Here is a 26,389-nt window from a genome sequence, read left to right on the forward strand (position 1 = left end):
CGGTCCAGACGGCCTACGCGGCGCCGAGCAGCCGGTCGGCGATCTCCTCGATGCGCTCGCGCAGGCCCTCCTGGCTCTTGCCGCCGTCGAGGCGCTGCCCGTCGATCACGTACGTCGGGGTGCCGGTCACGCCGATCGCCTTGCCCTCGGCCTGGTCGGCGTCCACGATCAGGATGTGCCGGCCGTCGATCAGGGCGGTGTCGAACTCCTCGGCGTCCAGGCCCAGTTCACGTGCGACCTCGATCAGTACCGATTCGCCGGACTTGGTGAGCTCCGCGGTGCGGGCGAGGACGGCCTCCACGTAGGGCCAGCCCTGCCCCTGCTCGGCGGCCTCCTCCGTGGCCTGCGCGGCGGCGAAGGCGTGCTTGTGCTTCTCCAGCGGAAAGTGGCGCAGCCGGATGTCCAGCCGGTCGCCGTAGCGGGCCCGCAGGGCGCGCACGTCGTCCAGGGCACTGTGGCAGTCCGGGCACTGAAGTTCGCACCAGACGTCGAGGATCACGGAATCGGTCATGCGGACAGTCTCCCAGTCCGCAGGGATGAGCCGGGACCGGGACCTCGGGAGGAGACGGGACCCGGAGATGTCCCGGAGATCCGCCCGCGGGGGGCTCCGGCCGTGGCCAGGGCGAGGGTCGCCGGTGCAGGATGGATGGGGACAGAACGCCCGGCCCGCCGGCCGGGTCCGCCGCGGCCCTTGTGGCCGTCCCGCCCCTGGAGGCCCCGCATGCTCGCCGAGACCATTTGCTCCGCGGTGTCCGCGGCGGGCCTGGGCATCGCCGCGCTGACCGCCTACCGCAAGCGATTCCTCGCGGCCACGCGGATCGCGGCGTACTCGCTGGTGCCCGTCGGCCTGGTCATGACGGGCGTCGTGGCCTGGGCGACCGGGATCGTCTTCAAGCCGACCGTCTGGGCCGGCTTCGCCGTGCTGGGGCTGGCCTGGCTGCTCTTCGTGACCACCCGCGCGATAGAACGGCGCGGAGCGGGCGCGGGGGAGGGAAGGCAGAAGCAGCCGAAGGCCGCCAAGGGCCGCCCGGCCCAGGAGGCCGTCGCCCCGGCCGCTTCCGCGCCCTCGCTGGGCGACGGTGCCCGCTCGCGGCCCACCCCGGCCGCCGCTCCCGCCGAGGACTTCTCCGACATCGAGGCGATCCTCAAGAAGCACGGCATCTGACCCGGCCCACCTCGGCCGCGCGGCCCCGATCCAGGCGTGGGGTCGGGCGGCAGGTCCGTGCGGCGATCCGGGACGGGAACCACCTGAACTGACGGGATCCGGTGAACTCGCGCGTTCCGTCTGGCGTGTTGAGGGGCGCGCGCGGGTCCGCTGGGCCATCATCGCCCCGACATGCCCGAACCTTCATCGGGTGAGCCCGCCGTTCCCGCGCCGGCCACCGTTCCCCTCGCCGAGGAGCCGAGAGGCTGCCTCTTCGCGCTCTCCCAGCCGCCCTTGATGATCTTCCTAGGTGTGATCGGAGGCTTGCTGCTGCTCGCCGCCGTGCACGATCTCTTCCTGCTCTGAGTGCGGCTCCGTGCCCAGCTCCGACTTGCGCCGGGCCCGGTACGCCGCCACGTGCAGCCGGTTCCCGCAGGTACGGCTGTCGCAGTAGCGCCGGGAGCGGTTGCGGGAGAGGTCGACGAAGGCCCGCCGGCAGTCCGGGGCCTCGCAGCGGCGCAGCCGCTCCTGCTCGCCCGAGACCACGATGAAGGCCAGCGCCATGCCGCCGTCGGCCGCCAGGTGGTCGCCCACCGAGGCACCCGGGGCGAAGTAGTGAACGTGCCAGTCGTAGCCGTCGTGGTTGGTCAGCTGCGGGGTGGTGCCTGCCGTCGCGACCAGTTCGTTGATCAGCACGGAGGCCGCGCGCGAGGTGGGCGCCGCGAAGATCTGGGCGAATTTGCCGCGGACCGTGCGCACGCCGGCGAGATCGCGGGCGCTGAGCTCGCCGACGTCGCTGATCGCGTACTCGTGGACGAAGCCGCGCAGCGCGTTCACGTCGGCCAGCCCGTCGGGCTGCTCGGTCTCGGCCGAGGTGTTCACCAGCGCGACGACGACGTCGAGCGCGCGACGGGTGTCGTGGGGGATCTGCACGGGGTCTCCCTCAAGGGCCGGGCCTGCGGTGACGGTCTGCTGCCGCCGCTGGTGGCCGACTCTAGCGGGTCACCCCAAAGCGCACCGGCGCCGTCCACGCGGGTGGCTTCCGCATGAACAGCGCCGGTACTTCCGTATGTGGTTGTCCGCCGTGCACCGTCGCCCCGAGTCGGACGGTGTCGTACGGCCCCCGGGCTCAGCCGGGGGAGGGTTCCCTCTGTAGGCCTGGCTCAGGATTCGGCCAGGATGTGGGAGAGCTCCTTGTCGAGGTCGAAGTGCCGGTGTTCGGTCCCGGGTGGGACCGCGGCGTCCGTCCGCTTGAGGAACGACTCCAGTGCTCGGGCGGGTGCTTCGAGCAGTGCTTCTCCCTCCGGTGAGCTCAGGGCGATGCAGACGACCCCCTGACCGTGACTGCGGGACGGCCAGACACGGACGTCGCCGGTACCGGTGGGCCGGTGAAGGCCCTCGGCGAGGAGGTCGCGGGCGAATACCCATTCGACCGTCTCCTCGGCGCCGGTGTGGAAGGTGGCGTGCACGGCGTAGGGGTCGGCCGTGTCATACCGCAGGCCCGCGGGAACAGGCAGTGAGGACTCGCTCGACACAACGAGGCGCAGGTGCAGCTCGCAGCTGACCGTGGTGTTCATAAGCGCCAGGGCCTTTCGCTCAGTGTGCGCTCGGGGATTCGCACGTCGGCGAAATCGACATGCCACCTACGGTGCCGTTGTAAACCCCTCTGACCGTTTTGCGGACCTCTGGGTCCCTCGGACGGCGGATCCAAACGACCATTCACGTGTGCTGGGACCTCCGGTAGATTCGACCCCATGAACACGGGGAGTGACCGCGAGACCAATGAGTCCGCAGCCGAATCCACAGCCGATTCCGCAGCGGGATCCGCAGCCGAGGAGGCGCCGCACGTTTCCAAGGCGCCGGCCTTCATCAAGGCCAGCAGGGGTCTGCACCTGAGCTGGCAGGTCGGCGTCTTCGTCGTCGGCCTCGCCGTCATCGGCGCCGGCATCGCCATGCTGGTCCTGCCCGGACCGGGCTGGGTGGCGATCTTCGCGGGCCTCGCGATCTGGGCCACCGAATTCGCCTGGGCCCACCTCGCCCTGCGCTGGACCAAGCGCAAGGTCAGCGAAGCCGCCCAGAAGGCCCTGGACCCGAAGGTCCGCCGCCGCAACATCATCCTGACCAGCGTCGGGCTCGTGATCGCGGGCGTCCTGATCGGCGTCTACCTGTGGAAGTACGGGCTCCAGCTGCCCTGGAACCACGAGGTGAAGTGAGCCCGCCCGACCATGGCGGAGAGCACCGCTGACATGCGGTAATGTTTGCGGTGCGTCCGGGCGATTAGCTCAGTGGGAGAGCACTTCGTTCACACCGAAGGGGTCACTGGTTCGAACCCAGTATCGCCCACCCGGACCAGAGGCCCGGAGACTTTCACAGTCTCCGGGCCTCTGGCGTTTTCACCCGTCCGGCCCCGGTTCCGGCCCCGATCGGGCTACCTCAGTCGGCCGATGGCCTCCCGCAGTCGGCGGGCGTCGCGCAGCCGCTTCTCGTAGGTGGCCCCCACCGCCAGCAGCAGCACCCCCGCCAGGGCCGGCGGCAGCCAGCGCGGCAGCGCGTCCACCACCTGGATCACGTACGGGGTCAGCTCGTGCAGTGCCACCGCCGTCAGCGTCGCCCCGCCCAGCAGCAGCGGCGCGCGGAGCCGGCCGCGGGCACCGGCCAGGGTCACCCCGAGCGCGGCCGTCCCCAGCAGCAGCGGCCGCAGCCAGTGCGGATCGCCCCACACCGCGAGGGTGCTCGGCAGCAGGGTCGCCGCCAGGCCCGGCCCGTACGCCGTCCAGGACCCGGCCAGCGGATCACGGCGCCGCCGCAGGAACCCCACGGCCAGCGCCGCAGCCGTCACCGGCAGGGTGTACGCCTCGGGCACCGTCACCTCCGAGGCCGCCAGCCGTACCCAGGTCGCCGCGAGGAACAGCACCCCCGCCGGCCAGCCCGCCGCCGACCGGCGCTCGGGCCGCACCGCCGCCGCCGCGCACACGACCCCGGCCAGGGCCAGGACCAGCGCGAGCACCGGAGCGTCCCCGGTGGCCAGGGCCACCGCGAGGAGGCCCGAGGCGGCCGCCGCGACCTCGGCCGGGACCCGTACGACGCCCAGCCGCGGCCCGAGCGCCGCCACCACCGCCGGGACCACCAGCACCGGCGGCGCCCACCAGGCCACCGGCCGCTCCAGGAGCGCGCCCAGCGCCACCGCGAGCAGCGCCGCGTACCCGACGGCGAGCGCCGCGGCCCCCGCGCGGGCCCACTCCGGAGCGGGCCGGTACGCCGCTCCCGCCGCACAGGCGGCCCCCAGCAGGCCGAGCACCCCGAAGGTCGCCAGCCGGCCGTCCAGGGCCGCCACGGACACGCTCAGGGCCCCCACCAGCGCGCACACGCCCGCGGCGACCCCCGCGAAGCCGCGACGGGCGGCCGGCGCGGCCCCGGAGCCCGTGAGGCTGTCAGCGCCGACGGGCGCGGGCCCGGAGCCCGCGAGGCCGCCGTCGCCGACCGCCGCGGAGCCGGTGCCCGCGGGGTTGCCATCGCCTACGTGCGCGGCCCCGGTGCCCGTCGGGCCGCCGCCGGCCGCCGTGGCCGGCGCGGGGGTCTTCGCGGGGGCGTCGGCGAAAGCCGCCGCCGTGGACCGCAGCGTGAGCAGTCCCGCCGCCAGCGTCACCGCGAGCTGCGCCGCGAGGACCGCGCCCGGGGCCGCGTCGAGCATCACGGGGGCCGTGAACAGCGCCGCCCAGCCCAGGACCACCGCCGCCACCCCCGGCTCCGGCCGCCCCGGGAGCACCCGGACCAGCCACCACGCGGCCCCGGCCGTCAGCAGCAGCGACACCGGCGCCGCGAGCCCCGGGCCGTCCGCGGCCGCCGGAACGGGCGTCGTCACCGACCAGACCTCCTCCAGCACCCGCAGCCGGTCCACCAGCACCGTCGCCACCCACGCCACGGAGGTCACCGCCTGCAGGACGGCCACCCCCGCACCGGCCAGGGCGAGGCCGCGCCGGACCGGCTCCGGGAGCGCGGAGACCCGTAGGGCTCCCAGCAGGGGCAGGGCCACCACGAGGTACGCGACCGCCGCCCAGGGCGGGCTCAGCTCGGGCCGGACCAGGCCGCCCAGCGCCGCCACCGCCGCGAGGGCGCCGGCCGCGGCGAAGGCGGCCCGCATGCCCGAAGCACGCCACGCCACCACCAGCGCGAGCACGGCCACCGCCGCCAGCCGCGCCGAAGGCGCCAGCGCCGCGCCCGTCGATTCGGCCGTTACCGACTCCACCAGACCGGTCAGCAGCGCGGCCCCGCCCGCCACCGAGCCCGCCGCCCCCGCCCACAGGGACCAGCGCCCGGGCCGCAGCAGCACGAGCCCCGCGTCCAGCGCCGCCGTCCCCAGCAGGGCCCAGGCCAGGTCCAGCCCCTCCGCCCCGGCGGCCAGCGCCGCCAGCGGCAGCGGGAGCTGCGCCGTCAGCAGCGCCGCGGGGACCGGGATCCGCAGCGCGGGCAGGGAACGCCCGTACCCCGCCCACCCCGCCGCCAGGACCGCGGCGGCACCGGCCGCGTACGCCGTGCCGTCCACCTCCGGCATGCCGACGGCGTACAGCGCGTACGCGTCCAGCACCGTCAGCAGCAGACCGACGGCGCCCACCGCCTCGGCCGTCGAGCGCAGCCCCCGGCGTAGCAGCACTACCGGTGCGCCCAGCGCCGCCGCGGTCACCACGGCGAGCACCGCGCTGCGCCCGGCGATCCCCAGGGAGCCCCAACTGACCAGCGTGAACGCCAGCGCCGCGACGGCCAGCAGCACCGCGCCCAGGACCAGCAGCACGTTCTGCGCGCCGGGAGCCGAGGCCTCCGCTCCCTGCGCGGGCACCGGCGGCCGGGCCGGCGCACCCCACGCGTGGGGGGCCTGGGCGCCCAGCAGCCACGCACGGCGACTCAGCAGGAAGTGGCGCCGGGCGTCGAGTTGGATCAGTTCGCGGTCGATGAGCACGAGCTCCTCGGCCGGCGGCAGGGGGTTGTCCATGGTTCGGAGTGTGGCGCCCGTCACCCCGTCAGGACATGGGTGCGCGTACTCATCTCCGGGTGAGTTCCGGCTGAGTACCGGGTACGGGCACCCGCCGCGCGCAAGACTGGAGGCATGGACCGAAGCAGCCGCATCGGCAGCCCCGGCGCCGCGCGGGGCGCCGGCCCCGCCGGCCGCGCCGCCCCCGCCAACCCCGCCGACCGGTGGACCCGTTACCGCTTCCGCAGCGTGTGGGACCTCGAGGCCGAGCCCGCCCGCGTCTACGCCGCCCTGGAAGACCCCGAGTCCTACCCCCTGTGGTGGCCCCAGATCCGCGCCGTCGCCCCCGCCGCCGACGGGAGCAGCGGCACCGCCTTCATCCGCTCCGCCCTCCCGTACACCCTGCGCGTGAGCGCGGCCGAACTCCTGCGGGACCCCGTGCGCGGCATCCTGGAGGTCGCCCTGCTCGGCGACCTGGAGGGCTGGGCCCGCTGGACCGTGCGGTCGCGGCCCGGCGGCACGCGGGCCCTGTACGAGCAGGAGGTCGAGGTGCGCCGCCCCCTGATGCGCCTTCTCGCGTTCCCCGGGCGGCCGGTGTTCCGGCTCAACCACACCCTGATGATGCGGGCCGGGCGGCGCGGGCTCGCCGCACATCTGGCGGCCCGGCCCGAAGCGGTTTGAACCAGCCCCGGGCCTTCTGTATTGTTCACACCGTTCCCGGGCGATTAGCTCAGCGGGAGAGCACTTCGTTCACACCGAAGGGGTCACTGGTTCGATCCCAGTATCGCCCACCGGGACAGGCCGGTCCGTCTGATGACGGACCGGCCTTCCGCATGTACGGGACCCTCGCCGTACGGATCTTCGCCCGCCGTACGGATTCCCGCGCACGGCCCCTCACGCCGCCGCGGGCAGCTCCGGCCGCAGCGGCCAGTGCGGATCCACCGACTCCGGCGTGCCCTGCCGTGCGAACCACGCCTGAAGTCCCCGCGCCTGCGCCGCGTGCCACACCTGCTGGAGCGTGTGCAGCTCCGCCGGCGTCAGCCGCTCCAGCCGGCCCGCGAACCTGCGCCCCACGGCCCGTACGAGCTCCAGGGACGCCAGCGCGTCCGCGCCCGCGTCATGGGCCCCCTCCAGCTCTATCCCGTAGTGCGCGCACAGGTCCGTCAGCGTCCGGCGCCCCTTGCGGTAGCGGTCCAGATGCTTGTCCAGCACCCGCGGATCCAGCACCGTCAGCGGCCGGTTGTCCAGGTACCGGGCCAGCGAGGACGCCCGGTGGCGACGCAACTCCCGGTCCAGCAGCGTCAGATCGAACGGCGCGTTCATCACCACCACCGGCCTCCCCGCCATCTGCTGCTCCCCGAGCGCGCGGGCTATCTCCTCCACCACCGGCGCGGGCCACCGCCCGTTGCGCTGAAGGTGCTCATCGGTCAGACCGTGCACTTCCGTGGCCCCCGGGGGTACCGGGATGCCGGGATTGACCAGCCAGCGCGTCGAGCGGATCCGGCCGCCCGCGCACTCCTGCACGATGAGCGCGGCGGACACGATCCGGTCCTGCTCCACGTCCACCCCGGTCGTCTCCGTGTCGAATGCGGCCAGCGGGCCCTCGTACCAGCGTGTCATGGCGAACTCCTCGTCACCCGTCGGCAGATGGCCCCACCCGGGCACCACGCCCCAGGCCCCGCCACCCTGCCCGAAACGGTGATACCCGGGCTCTTTGCCCCGTACGCCGTTTGCGGGACTCCGACTGCGGAGACAACTCAACTGGGGGGCCGCACACATGACCGGTCGTCAACCCCGACACCCTGACACGGACCTGATGCGGCCCTGTGCGGCCGCTCGAAAACGGGGACAGCCCGGAAGGCATGGGGAGCCGGCCATGGCGCTCGCGCAGCCCGAACCGGGCGGGGTGCTCGCGGGGCAGATCGATCCGCGGACCGACCCGCGGAGCGGACCGCTGCGCGGCACACTCGCCACCACCGCCTGCATGGAAACCCTTCAGGTGGGATACCTGCACGCCGTCGCCGCCGCGGCCGGTTGCTCGCTGTCCCAGCCCTTCCCCGACAACGGCATCGACTGGCACGTCAGCCACGGCGCCCCCGAGCACGTCGTCGACGACGAGGTGACCATCAAGGTCCAGCTCAAGGCGACCTACCAGATACCGCCCAGACCGGCCGGGCCCACCTTCGGCTTCACCCTCGACAACGAGCACCTGGTGAAGCTGGCCCGCACCCCGGTCGCCGTGCACAAGATCCTCGTCGTGATGCTCGTCCCGCGGGAACGCGACCAATGGCTGAGCGCCGGACACGACCGGCTCGACCTGCGGCACTGCTGCTACTGGACCAATCTCGCCGGGCACCCCGTGACCGGCCGGCGCCGGACCACCGTACGGATCCCGACCACGCGGATCTTCGACGACCGGGCGCTCTGCGAGATCATGACCCGGGTCGGGTCGGGAGGGACACCTTGATGAACTGGCAGTCACCGCACCTGGAGCCGCTCTCCTCACCGGAGTTCGCCGCGGGAGCCCCCGATCCCGCGCAGGTCGATCCGCTCGTGCTCGGCGCCCTGCTGCACCGGCACGGCTGGCTGCGCCGCGGCGGCGCGGCCGGACGGTACGGGCGCTGGACGCCGCCCGCCCCGTACGCCACGGGCAGCGGCGGCACCAGCCTCCTCGTCCCCGAGAGCCGGGCCTTCCCCGACTGCGCCGACCTGCTCGAAGAGGCGCTCACCGCGCTCTCGCGCAGCGCGCTGCCGTCGGCGCGCGAGGTGCTGTACGGGCTCAGCGTGCCGAGCGACGAGATCCGCTGGGACCGCGAGATCCCGCGAGGGGCGTACGGACTCCAGGGCGAGGCCGACTGGACCGTCCAGGAACAGCTCCGCTCGGCCGCCCGCCAGTTGCTCCTCGCCGGGGCCCTGGCCGACCGGGCGCGGGCCGGGTACTACGGGGCCCGGCACCGCGGCCAGGCGGAGCGGGCGCTGGACGGGGTCCTGGTCGGGCCGGCTCCGGGCGGCCGGCGGCTGACCGCGTACGTCCCCGTGGACGGGGGCCGGGGGACGGTGATCCGGCTCCACCACGCGCTGCACGCCGCCCGCGAGGCCGTGGACTACCAGCGGGCCACCGGCGGCATGGAGGCCTTCGACGCCGCGGTCGAGGCCGGGGTCAGCCGGGAGCTCGCCGAGGCGCTCATCTCGCTGGTCCACGGCTCGGAGGGCGCCCGGGTGGCCCTGGCGTGGGCCCCGGCGGCGGGGGTCCCGGCGGGGTGCGCGGCCCGGCCGGAGCCGGTGGAGTTCTCGCCCGGCGACCTCCCGGTGCTCCGGGAGGCGGCCGCGCGGTACACGAGGGACGAACCCGCGGTGCCGGTCAGGGTGGCGGGAGCGGTGGTCCGGATGCGGAGGTCCGCCCCGGGGGGCGGGGGCACGGTCCGGCTGCGGGTCCTGGCCGGGGCGGAGATCCCGTACGTCCGGGTCGTGCTCGACGAGGAGTCGTACCGGGTGGCGGGCCACGCGCACCTGGTCGGACTGCCGATCCGGGTCAGCGGGAGCTTGCAGCGTCGGGGCGGGTTCCGCCGGCTGACGGACGCCGCGGACGTGCGGCCGGTGCCGCTGGACGAGGTCGAGCGGGACCGCCTGATGAAGTCCCTGGACGAGTCCCTCGACGCCGGGGACGTGCTGCCGTCGGACGACTAGGGCGACCAGGGCGACCGGGGTGACCAGGCCGGCCGGGGCGACCAGGCCGGCCGGGCGGCACGCGCTAGACGTGCAGCTCGGGGGGAAAGCCGGTCCAGCGCAGCTCGTCGGGCAGGTGCCGCATGTCGTTGGAGACGAGGACGGAGGCCGGCCGGCCGGGCGCGTACCGGATGACCGTGAGCGCGGCGTTGGCCTGGTTGAGACCGAGCCAGCGCCAGTGCGGCGCGTCCATGGCGTCCCGGACCAGCCAGGCGACCAGGAAGGCGTGGGTGACGATCAGCTCGTGCCGGTCCTCCTCGCCGTCCACCGGCCCGGTGAACAGGTCGAGCGCCCGCCGGGCCAGCCCGGGCCCCTGCTCCCGCTCCTCCTCGGAGGCAGTGGCGAGGAAGCGGAGGAAGAGGTCCGCGGACTCCGCCGGAAGCTCCTCCCTCGCCGGCACGTGGGGGACGTAGTCGCCCGCCACGTCCGAGACGTGCAGGGGGACGTCCTCCAGCTGGTCGCCGATCAGACGCGCGGTCTGCTCCGCCCGCGGCAGCGGGCCGTGGTGGACGGCTGCGAGGGGGATGCCGCGCAGGCGCCGGCCGAGCAGCACGGCCTGCCGGCGGCCGGCTTCCGTCAGCCCGCCCTCCTCCGACGCCGCCTCGCCGTGCCGCACCAGATAGAGGTAGCGGGTAGCCGTGCCGGTCATCACGATCTCCTCTGCGTTCACTGACGATCTTCTGCGTCGGGGGACGCCGCGTCCTCCCGCGCCGGTTCCCTCCGCCGTCGAAGGGACGCCCCCGCCGGTGCCGTGCGGCGCTGTTTTCCGGGGCGGACCGCCGGCCCGGCGGTAACCGTTTAGCGGCGCGGCCCATCCGCTCGGTACGATTCAGGCGCGCAGTGTTCGCTCGCGCACCCCCTGAGTCAGGAGAGACCGGTGTCAGACGTCCGTGTGTTCATCCAACGCGATTCCGAGCGGGACGAGCGCGTGGTGGCCACGGGCACTACGGCGGCAGAGCTCTTCGCCGGCGAGCGCACCATCGTCGCCGCGCGCATCGCAGGTGAGCTGAAGGACCTCGCGTACGAGGTGAAGGACGGCGAGACCGTCGAGCCCGTGGAGATCTCCTCTCCCGACGGCCTCGACATCCTGCGCCACTCCACCGCGCACGTCATGGCGCAGGCCGTGCAGGAGCTCTTCCCCGAGGCCAAGCTGGGCATCGGCCCGCCGGTCCGGGACGGCTTCTACTACGACTTCGACGTCGCGAAGCCCTTCACCCCCGATGACCTCAAGGCCATCGAGAAGAAGATGCAGGAGATCCAGAAGCGCGGCCAGCGCTTCGCCCGCCGCGTCGTTACCGACGAGGCGGCCCGCGAGGAGCTCGCGAACGAGCCCTACAAGCTGGAGCTCATCGGCATCAAGGGTTCGGCCTCGACCGACGACGGCGCGAACGTCGAGGTGGGCGGCGGCGAGCTGACCATCTACGACAACTTCGACGCCAAGACCGGCGACCTGTGCTGGAAGGACCTCTGCCGCGGTCCCCACCTGCCGACCACCCGCAACATCCCCGCGTTCAAGCTCATGCGCAACGCCGCCGCCTACTGGCGCGGCAGCGAGAAGAACCCGATGCTCCAGCGCATCTACGGCACCGCGTGGCCGTCGAAGGAGGAGCTGAAGGCCCACCTCGACTTCCTCGTGGAGGCCGAGAAGCGCGACCACCGCAAGCTCGGCACCGAGCTCGACCTGTTCTCCGTACAGGACGAGATCGGCTCCGGCCTGGCCGTCTTCCACCCCCGTGGCGGCGTCATCCGCCGCACCATGGAGGACTACTCGCGCAAGCGGCACGAGGAAGAGGGCTACGAGTTCGTCTACACCCCGCACGCCACCAAGGGCACCCTCTTCGAGAAGAGCGGCCACCTGGACTGGTACGCGGAGGGCATGTACCCCCCCATGCAGCTCGACGGTGGTACCGACTACTACCTCAAGCCCATGAACTGCCCGATGCACAACCTGATCTTCGACGCGCGCGGCCGTTCCTACCGTGAACTGCCCCTGCGCCTCTTCGAGTTCGGCACCGTGTACCGGTACGAGAAGTCCGGCGTGGTGCACGGCCTGACCCGCTCGCGCGGTTTCACCCAGGACGACGCGCACATCTACTGCACCAAGGAGCAGATGGCGGAGGAGCTCGACCGCACGCTGACCTTCGTGCTGAACCTGCTCCGCGACTACGGTCTGACCGACTTCTACCTGGAGCTGTCGACCAAGGACCCGGAGAAGTTCGTCGGCTCGGACGAGATCTGGGAGGAGGCCACCGCCACCCTCCAGCAGGTCGCCGAGAAGCAGGGCCTGCCCCTGGTCCCGGACCCGGGCGGCGCCGCGTTCTACGGCCCGAAGATCTCGGTCCAGTGCCGTGACGCGATCGGCCGCACCTGGCAGATGTCGACCGTGCAGCTCGACTTCAACCTGCCGGAGCGCTTCAACCTGGAGTACACCGGCCCCGACGGCACCAAGCAGCGTCCGGTCATGATCCACCGCGCGCTGTTCGGTTCCATCGAGCGGTTCTTCGCCGTCCTGCTGGAGCACTACGCGGGCGTCATGCCGCCGTGGCTCGCCCCGGTCCAGGCGGTCGGCATCCCGATCGGCGACTCGCACATCGAGTACCTGCAGGAGTTCGCCGCCGAGGCGAAGAAGAAGGGCCTGCGCGTCGAGGTGGACGCCTCCTCCGACCGCATGCAGAAGAAGATCCGCAACCAGCAGAAGCTGAAGGTCCCCTTCATGATCATCGTCGGTGACGAGGACATGGCCGCGGGCACCGTCTCCTTCCGCTACCGCGACGGTTCGCAGGAGAACGGCGTCCCGCGCGACCAGGCGCTGGCGAAGCTCGTGGACGTCGTGGAGCGCCGCGTCCAGGTGTGATCGTGCTCCCCGCCCGGCGGGGATCTGCGGGGACCGGCCCCCGGGAAGTCTCACTTCCCGGGGGCTTCCTCGTCCTCCCGCCGGAAGGCCTGCAGCATCCAGGACGAGAACGAACCCGTCACCGCGCCCAGCAGCGCCAGCCCGCCGGCCATCATGAACGCCGCGATGATCCGGCCCCCCGGGGTCACGGGGGCCATGTCCCCGTAGCCCACCGTCGTCAGCGTCTCGCACACCCACCACACCGCGTCCCCGAGCGTGAGGATCGAGGCCCCGGGGGCCTGGCGCTCGAAGTGGTGGACCCCGAGGGCGCCCGCGAAGCCGAGCAGTCCGGCCGAGAGGCCCGCGTACGACATCACGCGCGCGTACAGGTTCCGGCGCGGGCGGTTGTAGCGGGCCTGGATCGCGTCGTGGACCTTGACCATGCGCAGCGGCCGCAGCAGCGGCAGCATCACGATCAGGGTGTCCAGCCAGTGCACGCGGACGAAGCGCAGCGGCCGCATGCGGCTCAGGACCAGCCGGGCCAGGTAGTCCACGATGAAGCAGGCCCAGGTCACTGCGACCAGGCCGAGGCCGATGTCCCGCCACAGGGGATGGGCGCGGTAGGCCACCACGGAGACCGTGTAGCCCGCGAGGAAGAGCAGGGAGGCGTAGAACAGGGGCAGCTCGGTCCGGCGCTCCCAGGCCTGGTCACCGGTCTCGGTTGCGTCGTTCATGGGCTCAGCATCGCGTCCCGCACACCGGTGTTCGCCCCGGCGACACGCCGCTCGGGGCCAAGGTCATATGCTGCATGCCATGACGATTGAGCCGGAGCAGCAGATCGGTGTGGGCACGCAGGACGCGTTCCAGCGACTGTGGACGCCCCACCGGATGGCCTACATCCAGGGGGAGAACAAGCCGACCGGGCCGGAGGCCGGGGACGGCTGTCCCTTCTGCGGGATTCCGGAGATGTCGGACCAGGACGGACTGGTCGTGGCCCGGGGCAAGCACGTCTACGCCGTGCTGAACCTCTACCCGTACAACGGCGGCCACCTGATGGTCGTGCCCTACCGGCACGTCGCCGATTACACGGACCTGGACGCCGCCGAGACCCTCGAGCTCGCCGACCTGACGAAGCGGGCGATGGTCGCGCTGCGCAAGGCCTCCGGTGCGCACGGGTTCAACATCGGCATGAACCAGGGCCAGGCCGCCGGCGCCGGCATCGCCGCGCACCTGCACCAGCACATCGTGCCCCGCTGGGGCGGGGACACGAACTTCATGCCGGTCGTGGGACACACCAAGGTGCTGCCCCAACTCCTCGCGGACACCCGCCAGATGCTCGCCGACGCCTGGCCCACCGACTAGGGCGGGCCCGGCGTACGGCTGTGCGGACGTCCGCGCGGGCTCACGCGTCGTAGACGTCCGCCTTGCGCGGTGCGGCTTCCTGGACCATGCCGCTGACGATCATCGAGCGGTTGGTGAAGCGTTCGGTGTCGACCCCGTTCTCCTCCAGGACCCGCATCGCGGCGGTGTGCACCGCCCGCAGGACCGGGGTCGCGGCGCGCATCGCGTCGTCCGCCATGAAGCGGTGGCGCCACGGCTGGCCGGCCCAGACGTGGCGGACGCCGAAGGGCTCCGGAAGGACGAGCTTGCCGCCCAGGAAGTCCAGGAGCGGCGGGTACCAGGTGAAGGGCGCGCGCACGGCGAGGCGTACGACCTCGCTCGTGTCGACCACGGGCCGCTTGAGCTCCACGGTCTCCCAGAAGCGCACGGATTTGGCGACCTCGTCGACGGGCGCCGCCGATTTGGTGGTGAACAGGCCGTGCACCGGGCCGAGCGCGTGCCCGGTGACCTCCACGCGCAGGGTCTTGTAGAGCACGGTGACCGTGACCAGCATGGTGATCACGAGCTGGCCGTCCCAGAGCGGGTACTGGATGCCGAGGTAGTGCCGGTTGCCGGCGCTGAACTGCTGCTCGTTGCAGATCCGGGTGATCTCGTGCGGCTTGACCAGGAAGGTGTCCACGTCCGCTCCGCTGGGGCGGGTCACTTCCTTGGCGCCCTCGCCGACCGGGGAGACGATCCAGTGCTGGATCGACGCGGGCGGGAGGCCACCGGTGTGCAGGGGGCCGCGCTCCAGCTTGCGCAGCTGGGCGTCGATCGCGCGTATGACGTCCCAGCTGCGGAACGGGTGGATCTCCGAGCCCTCGTTCTTGGGGACGAGCTCCTCGGCCATCTGCCAGCTGCCCCAGCGCGTGCCCATGCCGAGTATGCCCTTGGGGCCCGCGTAGAAGACGGCATTGCTGCGGTCCTCGGCGGTGAGCTTGGCCAGGGAGTGGCGCAGGTCCTCGCGGGCCTTCTCGTCGGGGTTGCCGGGGACGGCCTCCGGGATCTTGGCGGCCACCCCGCCGCCGCCCGCGAGGAGCCCGTCCCAGCGGGACCGCAGGTCTTCGGCGGTGGCCTCGCAGAGCCGGCGGGCGAGGAACCAGCCGACGACCGGGGCGATGACCATGGCGCGGACGTAGATGCTCGGCACGCCGGTCACGGGGAGCCGGAACATGAGCACGGCGACCACCAGGCCCACGCCGACCAGGAGCGCCGTGCCCATCCAGGAGGCCCGCTTGGCATCGGAGTCCGCCAGGGCCTTGCGGGCCCAGAACAGGCCGAGCCACAGCAGCAGGCCGGGGAGGAACACGACCCCGCAGACGAGCATGATCAGGCGGAGCTTGCGGTCGCGCTCCTTGCGGATGCGGGAGGCGGCCAGACAGTGCTCGACGACGGTCTGCGGGTCGGCGCCGAAGGACTGGATGAGGGGTTTGCGGGTCGCCGGGACGGTGCGCGCCTCGACGGCGCGGCAGAAGGCCTCGCCGAGGTTGGGGGCGAGCAGGGACACCTTGGCGGGTTTGACGACGGACTCGTGGTACTCGTTGTTGGCCTTGAGTATCTCGTCCAGCTTGGTGTCGCGTCCGCCGTCCCGGTAGGCGGCGGACGCGAGGGCGTTGGTCGCGGCGGTCTGGCCGCCGCCGCCCTGGAGCGGGATCTGTGCCCCGGGCCTGAAGTCGAATCCGTCGTCCGCCACCGCTGCCCCCATCGCTGTGCGTCGTGCTCGTGTGCGGGCCTGCCCGCGATGCCGCCGGCTCCGGGTGGTGTTTCCCGGTGCGGCGTTCCCGCCCTGTGCGCTCGACCTGCCTGCTCGGCCCACCCGCTCGGCCCACCCGCTCGGCCCACCCGGTTGGTCTACCCGTTCGTTCTGCCCGTCTCACGCGCGGACGAGCCTATCGGCCGATTCCTCCCCGTGGTCATGGGACAGGTAAATGCCGCCCATCGCAAGCGGGTTGGATGGGCGGCTCGGGTGACGCTATGTCAGTTGGCTTCCCTTCTCGGTCTGTTCGCGCAGCTTGTCCGCTATCTGTGGTGGCATCGGCTCGTGGCGCGCGTACGTACGGCTGAACAGGCCCGTGCCGTGCGACACGGAGCGCAGCTCCACGGCGTACCGGCCGATCTCGATCTCGGGGATCTCGGCGAGGACCCGGGTGCGGCCGGTGCCCGCCGCATCGGTGCCCACGACGCGGCCCCGGCGGCCGGCGAGGTCGCTCATGACGGGGCCGACGTACTCGTCGGGAACGAGTACGGCCAGCTCGGCGACCGGTTCGAGGAGCTGGACGGAGGCCCCGGCGGCGGCTTCGCGCAGGGCGAGGGCGCCCGCGGTCTGGAAGGCGGCGTCGGAGGAGTCCACCGAGTGGGCCTTGCCGTCGAGCAGGGTGATGCGTACGTCGACCAGCGGGTACCCGGCTGCGAGCCCCCGGGCCGCCTGCGCCCGGACGCCCTTCTCCACGGACGGGATGAACTGGCGCGGAACCGCTCCGCCGACGACCTTGTCGACGAACTCGATGCCGCTGCCCGGCGGCAGGGGCTCGACCTCGATCTCGCAGATGGCGAACTGACCGTGCCCGCCGGACTGCTTCACGTGCCGTCCGCGGCCGCCGGCCTTGGCGCCGAAGGTCTCGCGGAGGCTGACCTTGTGCGCGACCGGGTCGACCTGGACCCCGTACCGGGTGCGCAGGCGTTCGAGGGCGAGGTCCTGATGGGCTTCGCCGAGGCACCACAGGACGAGCTGGCGGGTGTGCGGGTTCTGTTCGAGCCGCATGGTCGGGTCTTCGGCGACCAGCCGGGCCAGGCCCTGGGAGAGCTTGTCCTCGTCGGCCTTGCTGTGGGCCTCGATGGCGAGGGGCAGCAGCGGGTCGGGCATGGACCAGGCCTCCATGAGGAGGGGGTCGTCCTTGGCGGAGAGGGTGTCTCCGGTCTCGGCGCGGGTGAGTTTGGCCACGCAGGCCAGATCACCGGCGATGCAGTGGGTGAGGGTGCGCTGCTGTTTGCCGAAGGGGGAGGTCAGGGCGCCGATGCGTTCGTCGACGTCGTGGTCCTCGTGTCCGCGGTCGGTGAGGCCGTGCCCGCTCACGTGGACCGTCTCGTCGGGGCGCAGGGTGCCGGAGAAGACGCGGACCAGCGAGACGCGGCCGACGTAGGGGTCGGAGGAGGTCTTCACCACCTCGGCGACGAGCGGTCCGCCGGGATCGCAGGTGACCGCCGGGCGGGCGGCGCCGTCGGGGGTGGTGACGTTGACGGGCGCGCGCTCCAGTGGGGTGGGGAAGCCGCCGGTGATCAGTTCGAGGAGCTCTACGGTGCCCAGGCCCTTGCGGGCGCCGTCGGCGGCGGGGGCCGCCATCAGGACGGGGTGGAAGGTGCCGCGGGCGACGGCGCGCTCCAGGTCGTCGACCAGCGTCTTGAGGTCGATGTCCTCGCCGCCGAGGTAGCGGTCCATGAGGGTCTCGTCCTCGCTCTCGGCGATGATCCCCTCGATCAGCCGGGCGCGGGCGTCGGTGATCAGGGCGAGCTCGCCGGGGTCCGGGTCGCGTTCGACGCGGTCGCCGGAGGTGTAGTCGTAGACGCGCTGGGAGAGCAGCCCGAGCAGTCCGGCCACCGGGGCGTGGCCGTCGGGGCCGGCGGGGCCGTGCAGGGGCAGGTAGAGCGGGCGCACGGCATCGGGATCGTCCGCCCCGAAGGCGTCGCCGCACACCGTGGTCATCTGCGTGTAGTCGGCGCGGGCGGCTTCCAGGTGGGTCACGACGATGGCGCGCGGCATGCCGACGGCGGCGCATTCGTCCCAGACCATCCGGGTGGCCCCGGAGAGCCCGTCGCCGTCCTCGGCGGCCGAGACCACGAACAGGGCCGCGTCGGCGGCGCGCAGTCCGGCCCGGAGCTCGCCGACGAAGTCAGCGTAACCGGGGGTGTCCAGGATGTTGATCTTGACTCCGGCCCACTCGACGGGGACCAGGGAGAGCTGGATGGAGCGCTGGCGGCGGTGCTCGATCTCGTCGTAGTCGGAGACGGTGGCGCCGTCCTCGACGCGCCCGGCCCGCTTCACGGCGCCGGCGGTCAGGGCCAGAGCTTCGACCAGGGTGGTCTTGCCGGATCCGCTGTGGCCGACCAGCACGACGTTCCGTACGGAGGCGGGGTGGTCGACCGTCGGTGCTCTTCCGGCGGCTCCGGATTGGTGTGATGCGGCTCCCACGATGTTCGTGCCTCCCGACTTGGAGGGGATGGAGAGGAAAAGGCCTTCTACGAGCTTTGCACTGCCGTCACACCCCGTCCATACGTCGTACCGGAGGCGGTGGGGCGGCGGGGGCGGCGCACGGGGGCGACGCCGGGAACGTGCCGGGGGGAGGCAGGGCGGCCTGCCGCGGAAGGTGTCCGGAAACGTGCCCGGAAACAGGCCCGGAAACAGGCCCGGGAACAGGCCCGGGAACAGGCCCGGGAACAGGTCCGACAGGGCGTGCGGAACGTGGCGAACGGCCCGAGAACCGCCCACGTCGTGTGAACCGGTGGGTGCGCGGCGCCGATGGCCCGGGGCCCTGGCTACGATGGGCCAGCCGGTGGCCGTGGTGGCCGTGCGGCCCAGCGACCCTCCGGGAAGGCCATGCTGAACAAGTACGCGCGTGCATTCTTCACGCGTGTTCTCACGCCATTCGCCGCATTTCTGCTCCGGATGGGAGTGAGTCCCGACGCGGTCACCCTCATCGGCACGGCCGGAGTGGTGGCCGGAGCCCTGGTCTTCTTCCCCATGGGCGAGTTCTTCTGGGGCACGATCACCATCACGCTCTTCGTCTTCTCCGACCTGGTGGACGGGAACATGGCCCGCCAGGCCGGCGTCTCCAGCCGGTGGGGCGCGTTCCTCGACTCCACCCTCGACCGGGTGGCGGACGCGGCGATCTTCGGCGGGCTCGCGCTCTGGTACGCGGGTTCCGGGAACGACAACGCGCTCTGCGCGGTCGCCATCTTCTGCCTGGCCAGCGGCCAGGTGGTCTCGTACACCAAGGCCCGCGGCGAGTCGATCGGCCTGCCGGTCGCCGTCAACGGACTCATCGAACGCGCCGAACGCCTGGTGATCACGCTGGTCGCGGCCGGTCTGTCCGGGCTGGAGACCTTCGGCGTCCCCTCGTGGATCGGCCTGCTGCTGCCGATCGCGCTGTGGGTGGTCGCGGCGGGCTCGCTCGTGACCCTGATCCAGCGCGTGGTGACCGTACGGCGCGAATCGGCAGAGGCCGACGCCGCCGCCGCTGCCGCCGGTGCTCCCTCCGAAGGCGGTACGCCCTGATGGGCAAAGCACAGGACAAGCTGGTCGACGGGCTCTACGGGCTCGGCTGGGCCGGGGTCAAGAAGCTGCCCGAGCCGGCCGCGGCCGCCCTCGGACAGCGGATCGCGGACTTCACCTGGAAGCGGCGCGGCAAGAGCGTGCTGCGCCTGGAGTCGAACCTGGCCCGGGTGGTGCCGGACGCGACGCCCGAGCGGCTGCGCGAGCTGTCGCACGCGGGCATGCGCTCCTACATGCGGTACTGGATGGAGTCCTTCCGCCTGCCGACCATGGCCAAGGAACGATTCAGCACCGACGTGCAGATGAAGGACGACCACATCCTGCGCGAGGCCCTGGCCTCCGGGCGGGGTGTCGTGGTGGCCCTCCCGCACCTGGCCAACTGGGACCTCGCCGGCGCCTGGGCCGTCACCCACATCGGCGTCCCCTTCACCACCGTCGCCGAGCGGCTCAAGCCGGAGACCCTCTACGACCGCTTCGTCGCCTACCGCGAGAGCCTGGGCATGGAGGTGCTCCCGCACGAGGGCGGCGCCGCCTTCGGCACGCTGGCGCGACGGCTGCGCTCCGGCGGGCTCGTCTGCCTGGTCGCGGACCGGGACCTGTCGGCCTCCGGGGTGGAAGTGGACTTCTTCGGCTCGGTGGCGCGGATGCCGGCCGGCCCGGCGCTGCTCGCCCTGCAGACCGGCGCGATCCTGCTCCCGGCCACCCTGTACTACGGGGACGCGCCGAAGATGTACGGCCGGATCCACTCCCCGGTGGAGGTGCCCGAGGAGGGCACCCGGCAGGAGAAGACGGCCGTCATGACGCAGGCGGTCGCCGACGCCTTCGCCCAGGGCATCGCCGAACACCCGCAGGACTGGCACATGCTCCAGCGGCTGTGGCTGGACGACCTGGAGACCACCGGCCACGGCGCCGGCCGGCCCGAGGAGCACTCCGCGTGAAGATCGGCATCGTCTGCCCGTACTCCTGGGACGTGCCCGGCGGGGTCCAGTTCCACATCCGGGACCTGGCGGAACACCTCATCGGCCTCGGCCACGAGGTGTCGGTCCTGGCCCCGTCGGACGACGAGACCGGCCTGCCCCCCTACGTGGTCTCGGCGGGCCGGGCGGTGCCGGTGCCGTACAACGGGTCGGTGGCCCGCCTCAACTTCGGCTTCCTGTCGGCGGCCCGCGTACGGCGCTGGCTGCACGACGGGGTCTTCGACGTGGTCCACATCCACGAGCCGACCGCCCCCTCGCTGGGCCTGCTGACCTGCTGGGCGGCGCAGGGCCCCATCGTGGCCACCTTCCACACCTCCAACCCGCGCTCCCGGGCCATGCTCGCGGCGTACCCGATCCTGCAGCCGGCGCTGGAGAAGATCAGCGCCCGGATCGCGGTGAGCGAGTACGCGCGGCGCACCCTGGTCGAGCACCTCGGCGGGGACGCGGTGGTCATCCCCAACGGCGTGGACGTGGACTTCTTCGCCAAGGCCGACCCGAATCCGGACTGGTCGGGCCAGACCCTCGGCTTCATCGGCCGGATCGACGAACCGCGCAAGGGCCTGCCGGTCCTGATGGCGGCGTTCCCGCGCATCGTGGCGGAATGCCCGGACGTACGCCTCCTCGTGGCGGGCCGCGGCGACGAGGAGGAGGCGGTCGCCTCCCTCCCGCCCGAACTCCGCTCCCGGGTCGAGTTCCTCGGCATGGTCTCGGACGAGGACAAGGCACGGCTGCTGCGCAGCGTCGACGTGTACGTGGCCCCGAACACGGGCGGCGAGAGCTTCGGCATCATCCTGGTGGAAGCCCTCTCGGCAGGCGCGGCGGTCCTCGCCGCCGACCTGGACGCCTTCGCGCAGGTCCTGGACCAGGGCGCGGCGGGTGAGCTCTTCGCGAACGAGGACCCCGACTCCCTGGCCGCCTCGGCGATCGCCCTCCTCGGCGACCCCGCCCGCCGCGCGGAACTGAGCACCCGCGGCTCCGCCCACGTGCGCCGCTTCGACTGGTCGACGGTGGCGGCGGACATCCTGGCCGTCTACGAAACGGTCACGGACGGCGCGACGGCGGTGGCGGAAGACGAACGAGTCCCCCTCCGCACCCGCCTGGGCCTGAACCGGGGCTAGGCGGCTCGTCCTGGGATGCCGGTGACACGCGGCGGACTGCGTCCGGCCAGGACGGCCTAGCTGTATTGATCACGAGCGTTGTTAACAGGGCCGGGTCTTGATCATGGTGAAGACCTCCGGTGTGGTGGAGGTGTCTAGGCTCCACACCACACACGGAGGTCTTCGTGTCACACCGTAATGCCCGCCTGACCGTTCACGGCAGGCGGATCCTGGTCGAACGTGTCCTGGCCGGGCGGCCGGTGGCGCATGTCGCTGCCGAGATGGGCATATCAAGGCCCACGGCCCACAAGTGGGTCCGCCGCTGGCGGACTGAAGGCCATGCGGGACTCCACGACCGTTCCAGCCGCCCGCGCACGACCCCGCACCGCACTCGCCCCGCGGTCGAAGCCCGAGTCTGTGAACTGCGCAGGAGCCGAAAGCTCGGGCCGGCCCGGATCGGCCCGATCCTGGGCCTGCCCGCCTCGACCGTGCACCGGATTTTGACCCGTCACGGCTTGGGCCGCCTGGCCTGGCTGGACCGGCCCACCGGAGAGCCGATCCGCCGCTACGAACGCGCTCGACCGGGCGAACTCGTCCACGTCGACATCAAGAAACTCGGCAACATCCCCGACGGCGGCGGATGGCGCGTGGTGGGCCGAGCCGCAGGCGACCGTAACCGCCAGGCCACTACCGACCAGCGCAGAAGCAGCACGCCGGTGATCGGCTACTCCTACATCCACTCCGCCGTCGACGATCACTCCCGCCTCGCCTACAGCGAAGTCCTGGCCAACGAGCGCAAGGAGACCGCCACCGGGTTCTGGCAGCGGGCCAACGCCTTCTTCGCCGCCCACGGCATCACCGTCGAGCGCGTCCTGACCGACAACGGCGCCTGCTACAAATCCAAGCTCTTCACCCGTACGCTCACCGCGGCCGGTATCGCCCACAAAAGAACCCGGCCCTACCGGCCGCAGACCAACGGCAAGGTCGAACGCTTCAACCGGACGCTCGCCGAGGAGTGGGCCTACCAACGGCCCTACGCCTCGAACCATGAGCGGACCGAAGCCCTGACAGACTTCCTGCACACCTACAACCACCACCGCTGCCACACCGCACTGGGCGGACACCCGCCCATCAGCCGTGTGAACAACGCTGCGGGTCAATACACCTAGCCGACGGAGACGAACCGGTCGGGTCGACCGCCGGGGGAGAGGGTCACCTCGTGGACCGCGCCCTTCTCGGTGGTCATGCGGATCCGGTCGGGAGCGGTCCACACGGTCTCCACGAGGCGGTTGTCCATGTCGTCGTCGTTGAATGCACCGACGCTCCAACGGCGCTCCAGGGGCCAGGTCCCCTCGTGGACGTACACGAGCCAGAGCGTGTCGGGGCCGAAGGAAGCGCTGGTGCTCTCCACCACCAGCCGCCGGTCGCCGTGGCCCGGCGCCGCCTTCCCGTACTCCAGCCGGTGGGTGCCGGCGAATGCCGAGAGGAACGAGAGGGCGAGGAGAGCCGGGAGGCCGACGCCGAGCAGCACTCCCACCGCGACGAGGCGGGCACGGGGCTTCGAGAACCCGCACAGGACCGCCCCGGTCAGCACGGCCAGGGCGAGCAGCCCCAGAGCCACGGCGTGCTCGCGGGCCCGGACCAGCACGACGAGCCGGCCCTCGGGGCCGGACAGCAGACCTGCGGCGGTCGTGGCGACGAGGACGAGCCCCGCCGCGAGCAGCAGACAGGCCGACGGTTTGCGGTAACGCGCGCGGTTCACGGTTCCCCCCGGAAGATGCGGATCACGAAGTGTAGGCCGGGGACGGAGCCCGGATCACGGGCGATGAGGGCCGGGGTGGCGCGGAGAGGTAGGGTCGCCCAGCGTGATCGAAACCCTTGTCTGGATTGCCCTTGGCCTCGGCCTCGTCGGGGTGTACCTCAGTTGGACCGCCGGGCGGCTCGACCGGCTGCACTCCCGGATGGACGCCGCCCGCGCCGCCCTCGACGCGCAGCTCGTGCGGCGGGCCTCCGTGGTGCTGGAGGTCGCGACCTCCGGGGTGCTGGACCCCGCCTCCTCCCTCGTCCTGTACGAGGCCGCGCACGCCGCCCGCCAAGCGGAGGAGGAGCACCGCGAGGTTGCCGAGAGCGAGCTCAGCCAGGCACTGCGCGCGGTGTTCGCCGACGTCGGGCAGGTCGACGCGCTCAAGGCGGCCCCGGGCGGGGCGGAGGCCACCGAGGAGCTCGCGGCGGCGGTCCGCCGGGTGCCGATGGCACGGCGGTTCCTCAACGACGCCGTCCGTGCGGCCCGCGCCCTGCGCCGCCACCGGAAGGTCCGCTGGTTCCGGCTCGCGGGCCACGCGGCGTTCCCGCTGGCCTTCGAGATGGACGACGAGCCTCCGGTGGATCTGGCCGAGCGGCCGTAACTTGTACCCAATGGCCAAATCGCAAAGGGCCACCGGCTGCACATTGGCCCTTGCCGTGGACTGGTCCAGAAGGTTTCCTCGGTCGAGTACCACCAGGTCGCCCGTAGCGATCACCAGTAGCACCTGAATCTTCCTTTCGAGTGAGGTCAATCCGTGAGCACGCTTCCCTCCACCCCGCAGTCCGCTGAGTCGGCGATCGGCACCTCCCGCGTCAAGCGCGGCATGGCCGAGCAGCTCAAGGGCGGCGTGATCATGGATGTGGTCAACGCCGAGCAGGCGAAGATCGCCGAGGACGCCGGCGCCGTGGCCGTCATGGCCCTGGAGCGGGTTCCCGCCGACATCCGCAAGGACGGCGGCGTCGCCCGGATGTCCGACCCGAACATGATCGAAGAGATCATCGAGGCCGTCTCCATCCCGGTCATGGCCAAGTCCCGCATCGGCCACTTCGTCGAGGCCCAGGTCCTCCAGTCCCTCGGCGTCGACTACATCGACGAGTCCGAGGTCCTGACCCCGGCCGACGAGGTCAACCACTCCGACAAGTGGGCGTTCACCACCCCCTTCGTCTGTGGCGCCACCAACCTGGGCGAGGCCCTGCGCCGCATCGCCGAGGGCGCGGCCATGATCCGCTCGAAGGGCGAGGCCGGTACCGGCAACGTCGTCGAGGCCGTCCGTCACCTGCGCCAGATCAAGAACGAGATCGCCCGCCTGCGCGGCTACGACAACAACGAGCTGTTCGCCGCCGCCAAGGAGCTGCGCGCCCCGTACGAGCTGGTCAAGGAAGTTGCCGAGCTCGGCAAGCTCCCGGTCGTGCTGTTCTCCGCCGGTGGCGTCGCCACCCCGGCCGACGCCGCGCTGATGCGCCAGCTCGGTGCCGAGGGCGTCTTCGTCGGCTCCGGCATCTTCAAGTCGGGCGACCCGGCCAAGCGCGCCGCCGCCATCGTGAAGGCCACCACCTTCTACGACGACCCGAAGATCATCGCGGACGCCTCCCGCAACCTGGGCGAGGCCATGGTCGGCATCAACTGCGACACCCTCCCCGAGTCCGAGCGCTACGCCAACCGCGGCTGGTAGTCATCACCATGACCACCCCCGTGATTGGTGTCCTGGCACTCCAGGGCGACGTACGGGAGCACCTGATCGCCCTGGCCTCGGCTGACGCCGTGGCCAGGCCGGTCCGGCGTCCCGAGGAGCTCGCCGAGGTCGACGCCCTGGTGATCCCCGGCGGCGAGTCCACGACCATGTCGAAGCTCGCCGTGCTGTTCGGCATGCTGGAGCCGCTGCGCGAGCGCGTACGGGCCGGGATGCCGGTCTACGGCACCTGCGCCGGCATGATCATGCTCGCCGACAAGCTGCTGGACGGCCGTGAGGACCAGGAGACCCTGGGCGGCATCGACATGATCGTGCGCCGCAACGCCTTCGGCCGCCAGAACGAGTCCTTCGAGGCGCAGGTCGACTTCGCGGGCATCGAGGGCGGTCCGGTGGAGGGCGTGTTCATCCGCGCTCCCTGGGTCGAGTCCGTCGGCGGCGCCGCCGAGGTGCTCGCCACGTACGACGGCCACACCGTCGCCGTGCGCCAGGGCAATGTCCTCGCCACCTCGTTCCACCCGGAGCTCACGGGTGACGACCGGGTCCACGCGTACTTCGTCGACATGGTGCGCGCGGGGCTGTAACGGCGTCCCGGTAGGATCTGAGGCGAACATTGTTGGTGACGCGAAGGAGACAGGCAGATGTCCGGCCACTCTAAATGGGCTACGACGAAGCACAAGAAGGCCGTGGTTGACGCCAAGCGCGGCAAGCTCTTCGCGAAGCTGATCAAGAACATCGAGGTCGCGGCCCGTATGGGCGGCGCCGACATCGATGGCAACCCGACCCTCTTCGACGCCATCCAGAAGGCGAAGAAGAGCTCGGTCCCGAACAAGAACATCGACTCCGCGGTCAAGCGCGGCGGCGGCCTCGAGGCCGGCGGCGCCGACTACGAGACGATCATGTACGAAGGCTACGGCCCGAACGGCGTCGCGGTGCTCATCGAGTGCCTCACCGACAACCGCAACCGTGCCGCGTCCGACGTGCGGGTCGCCATGACCCGCAACGGCGGTTCGATGGCCGACCCGGGTTCGGTCTCGTACCTGTTCAACCGCAAGGGCGTCGTCCTGCTGCCCAAGGGCGAGCTGTCCGAGGACGACGTCCTGGAGACGGTGCTGGAGGCGGGGGCCGAAGAGGTCAACGACCTCGGCGAGCAGTTCGAGATCATCAGCGAGGCCACCGACATGGTCGCGGTCCGTACCGCGCTCCAGACCGCCGGCATCGACTACGACTCGGCCGACTCCAACTTCCTGCCGACCATGCAGGTCGAGCTGGACGAAGAGGGCGCGCGCAAGATCTTCAAGCTGATCGACGCGCTGGAGGACAGCGACGACGTGCAGAACGTCTTCGCCAACTTCGACGTCTCGGACGAGGTCATGGAGAAGGTCGACGCCTGAGGGGCGTAGACCGCTCACAGTGTGGAGCAGCGGGCCGATGGGGACACACCCCGTCGGCCCGCTGCGTTGTCATAGGCAGCCGTTAGTCTGGCGACCGCAACCATCAATTGATCAG

Annotated in this window: 25 protein-coding genes and 2 tRNA genes; 17 read left to right on the plus strand and 10 right to left on the minus strand. The window is 72.0% G+C overall.

What is annotated here, in order from left to right:
- Positions 1-13 precede the first annotated feature (13 nt).
- Entirely contained in the window at positions 14-511 is a 498-nt protein-coding gene (locus OG898_RS24025) for a DsbA family protein (protein WP_266959152.1), read from the minus strand.
- A 210-nt stretch (positions 512-721) separates the two neighbouring features.
- Between OG898_RS24025 and OG898_RS24030 the strand changes: the two genes are divergently transcribed.
- Complete coding sequence (locus OG898_RS24030; protein WP_250744694.1) at positions 722-1,165, plus strand: hypothetical protein; 444 nt, start codon at positions 722-724, stop codon at positions 1,163-1,165.
- Between the two features lie 285 nt (positions 1,166-1,450).
- On the opposite strand, the gene OG898_RS24035 is transcribed toward OG898_RS24030, so the two are convergent.
- Together OG898_RS24035 and OG898_RS24040 are read right to left on the minus strand one after the other, a co-directional pair.
- Positions 1,451-2,077, minus strand: a complete 627-nt coding sequence (locus OG898_RS24035) for a CGNR zinc finger domain-containing protein (protein WP_250744695.1) — start codon at positions 2,075-2,077, stop codon at positions 1,451-1,453.
- A gap of 230 nt (positions 2,078-2,307) precedes the next feature.
- Complete coding sequence (locus tag OG898_RS24040) at positions 2,308-2,721, minus strand: SsgA family sporulation/cell division regulator (RefSeq protein ID WP_030011909.1); 414 nt, start codon at positions 2,719-2,721, stop codon at positions 2,308-2,310.
- Between the two features lie 177 nt (positions 2,722-2,898).
- On the opposite strand from OG898_RS24040, the gene OG898_RS24045 reads away from it, so the two are divergent.
- Both OG898_RS24045 and OG898_RS24050 read left to right on the plus strand, forming a co-directional pair.
- Entirely contained in the window at positions 2,899-3,357 is a 459-nt protein-coding gene (locus tag OG898_RS24045; protein ID WP_250744696.1) for a TIGR02611 family protein, read from the plus strand.
- 58 nt (positions 3,358-3,415) lie between these two features.
- A tRNA-Val gene (locus tag OG898_RS24050) sits at positions 3,416-3,487 on the plus strand.
- Positions 3,488-3,572: 85 nt separating this feature from the next.
- Here the strand turns inward: OG898_RS24050 and OG898_RS24055 are convergent.
- Positions 3,573-6,131 carry an SCO7613 C-terminal domain-containing membrane protein gene (locus tag OG898_RS24055; RefSeq protein ID WP_266959156.1) on the minus strand — a complete coding sequence of 853 codons (2,559 nt, stop codon included), beginning with the start codon at positions 6,129-6,131 and terminating at the stop codon, positions 3,573-3,575.
- A 114-nt stretch (positions 6,132-6,245) separates the two neighbouring features.
- On the opposite strand from OG898_RS24055, the gene OG898_RS24060 reads away from it, so the two are divergent.
- Together OG898_RS24060 and OG898_RS24065 are read left to right on the plus strand one after the other, a co-directional pair.
- Positions 6,246-6,791, plus strand: a complete 546-nt coding sequence (locus tag OG898_RS24060) for an SRPBCC family protein (protein WP_266959158.1) — start codon at positions 6,246-6,248, stop codon at positions 6,789-6,791.
- A 38-nt stretch (positions 6,792-6,829) separates the two neighbouring features.
- Positions 6,830-6,901: transfer RNA gene (locus OG898_RS24065), tRNA-Val, on the plus strand.
- Between the two features lie 103 nt (positions 6,902-7,004).
- On the opposite strand, the gene OG898_RS24070 is transcribed toward OG898_RS24065, so the two are convergent.
- The gene (locus tag OG898_RS24070; RefSeq protein ID WP_250744699.1) at positions 7,005-7,730 is read right to left on the minus strand and encodes a 3'-5' exonuclease; all 726 of its coding nucleotides are present in this window, start codon (positions 7,728-7,730) and stop codon (positions 7,005-7,007) included.
- Positions 7,731-7,986: 256 nt separating this feature from the next.
- On the opposite strand from OG898_RS24070, the gene OG898_RS24075 reads away from it, so the two are divergent.
- Together OG898_RS24075 and OG898_RS24080 are read left to right on the plus strand one after the other, a co-directional pair.
- Positions 7,987-8,577 carry a DUF4365 domain-containing protein gene (locus OG898_RS24075; RefSeq protein WP_250744700.1) on the plus strand — a complete coding sequence of 197 codons (591 nt, stop codon included), beginning with the start codon at positions 7,987-7,989 and terminating at the stop codon, positions 8,575-8,577.
- Complete coding sequence (locus tag OG898_RS24080) at positions 8,577-9,797, plus strand: hypothetical protein (protein ID WP_250744701.1); 1,221 nt, start codon at positions 8,577-8,579, stop codon at positions 9,795-9,797. Before OG898_RS24075 ends, OG898_RS24080 begins: the two co-directional genes overlap by 1 nt.
- Before the next feature lie 64 nt (positions 9,798-9,861).
- On the opposite strand, the gene OG898_RS24085 is transcribed toward OG898_RS24080, so the two are convergent.
- Positions 9,862-10,485 (minus strand): histidine phosphatase family protein, encoded by a 624-nt coding sequence (locus tag OG898_RS24085; RefSeq protein WP_266959161.1) that lies wholly within the window; start codon positions 10,483-10,485, stop codon positions 9,862-9,864.
- A 228-nt stretch (positions 10,486-10,713) separates the two neighbouring features.
- On the opposite strand from OG898_RS24085, the gene thrS reads away from it, so the two are divergent.
- On the plus strand, positions 10,714-12,690 hold the full coding sequence (gene thrS / locus OG898_RS24090) for a threonine--tRNA ligase (RefSeq protein ID WP_250744703.1): 1,977 nt from the start codon (positions 10,714-10,716) through the stop codon (positions 12,688-12,690).
- Positions 12,691-12,740: 50 nt separating this feature from the next.
- Here thrS and OG898_RS24095 read toward each other — a convergent pair whose 3' ends face one another.
- Positions 12,741-13,403: a potassium channel family protein gene (locus OG898_RS24095; RefSeq protein ID WP_250744704.1), complete on the minus strand. Its 663-nt coding sequence runs from the start codon at positions 13,401-13,403 to the stop codon at positions 12,741-12,743.
- A gap of 67 nt (positions 13,404-13,470) precedes the next feature.
- Here OG898_RS24095 and OG898_RS24100 point away from each other — a divergent pair, with 67 nt between their 5' ends.
- A complete protein-coding gene (locus OG898_RS24100; protein ID WP_266959164.1) occupies positions 13,471-14,031 on the plus strand; it encodes an HIT domain-containing protein in 561 nt (186 codons plus the stop codon).
- A gap of 40 nt (positions 14,032-14,071) precedes the next feature.
- On the opposite strand, the gene OG898_RS24105 is transcribed toward OG898_RS24100, so the two are convergent.
- Together OG898_RS24105 and OG898_RS24110 are read right to left on the minus strand one after the other, a co-directional pair.
- Positions 14,072-15,742, minus strand: coding sequence for a hypothetical protein (locus OG898_RS24105; RefSeq protein WP_250744706.1), 1,671 nt, complete (start codon positions 15,740-15,742; stop codon positions 14,072-14,074).
- Between the two features lie 279 nt (positions 15,743-16,021).
- A complete protein-coding gene (locus OG898_RS24110; RefSeq protein WP_266959166.1) occupies positions 16,022-18,235 on the minus strand; it encodes an elongation factor G-like protein EF-G2 in 2,214 nt (737 codons plus the stop codon).
- Between the two features lie 405 nt (positions 18,236-18,640).
- On the opposite strand from OG898_RS24110, the gene pgsA reads away from it, so the two are divergent.
- The 4 genes from pgsA (at position 18,641) to OG898_RS24130 (ending at position 22,558) form a co-directional block, all read left to right on the plus strand.
- Entirely contained in the window at positions 18,641-19,318 is a 678-nt protein-coding gene (pgsA, locus tag OG898_RS24115) for a phosphatidylinositol phosphate synthase (protein WP_250744708.1), read from the plus strand.
- The gene (locus OG898_RS24120) at positions 19,318-20,253 is read left to right on the plus strand and encodes a phosphatidylinositol mannoside acyltransferase (protein WP_250744709.1); all 936 of its coding nucleotides are present in this window, start codon (positions 19,318-19,320) and stop codon (positions 20,251-20,253) included. Before pgsA ends, OG898_RS24120 begins: the two co-directional genes overlap by 1 nt.
- Positions 20,250-21,410: a glycosyltransferase family 4 protein gene (locus OG898_RS24125; RefSeq protein ID WP_250744710.1), complete on the plus strand. Its 1,161-nt coding sequence runs from the start codon at positions 20,250-20,252 to the stop codon at positions 21,408-21,410. Before OG898_RS24120 ends, OG898_RS24125 begins: the two co-directional genes overlap by 4 nt.
- 164 nt (positions 21,411-21,574) lie before the next feature.
- Positions 21,575-22,558: an IS481 family transposase gene (locus tag OG898_RS24130; protein ID WP_266959169.1), complete on the plus strand. Its 984-nt coding sequence runs from the start codon at positions 21,575-21,577 to the stop codon at positions 22,556-22,558.
- Here the strand turns inward: OG898_RS24130 and OG898_RS24135 are convergent.
- A complete protein-coding gene (locus tag OG898_RS24135; RefSeq protein ID WP_250744711.1) occupies positions 22,555-23,151 on the minus strand; it encodes a hypothetical protein in 597 nt (198 codons plus the stop codon). The genes OG898_RS24130 and OG898_RS24135 overlap by 4 nt on opposite strands.
- Positions 23,152-23,254: 103 nt before the next feature.
- Here OG898_RS24135 and OG898_RS24140 point away from each other — a divergent pair, with 103 nt between their 5' ends.
- The 4 genes from OG898_RS24140 (at position 23,255) to OG898_RS24155 (ending at position 26,274) form a co-directional block, all read left to right on the plus strand.
- Positions 23,255-23,794: a hypothetical protein gene (locus tag OG898_RS24140; RefSeq protein ID WP_250744712.1), complete on the plus strand. Its 540-nt coding sequence runs from the start codon at positions 23,255-23,257 to the stop codon at positions 23,792-23,794.
- A 153-nt stretch (positions 23,795-23,947) separates the two neighbouring features.
- Positions 23,948-24,865, plus strand: coding sequence for a pyridoxal 5'-phosphate synthase lyase subunit PdxS (gene pdxS / locus OG898_RS24145; protein ID WP_030294529.1), 918 nt, complete (start codon positions 23,948-23,950; stop codon positions 24,863-24,865).
- 8 nt (positions 24,866-24,873) lie between these two features.
- On the plus strand, positions 24,874-25,464 hold the full coding sequence (gene pdxT / locus OG898_RS24150) for a pyridoxal 5'-phosphate synthase glutaminase subunit PdxT (protein ID WP_250744713.1): 591 nt from the start codon (positions 24,874-24,876) through the stop codon (positions 25,462-25,464).
- Between the two features lie 57 nt (positions 25,465-25,521).
- Positions 25,522-26,274, plus strand: a complete 753-nt coding sequence (locus OG898_RS24155) for a YebC/PmpR family DNA-binding transcriptional regulator (RefSeq protein WP_250744714.1) — start codon at positions 25,522-25,524, stop codon at positions 26,272-26,274.
- Positions 26,275-26,389 lie beyond the last annotated feature (115 nt).

The sequence above is a fragment of the Streptomyces sp. NBC_00193 genome (genome assembly GCF_026342735.1).
Classification (GTDB): domain Bacteria; phylum Actinomycetota; class Actinomycetes; order Streptomycetales; family Streptomycetaceae; genus Streptomyces; species Streptomyces stoeckheimensis.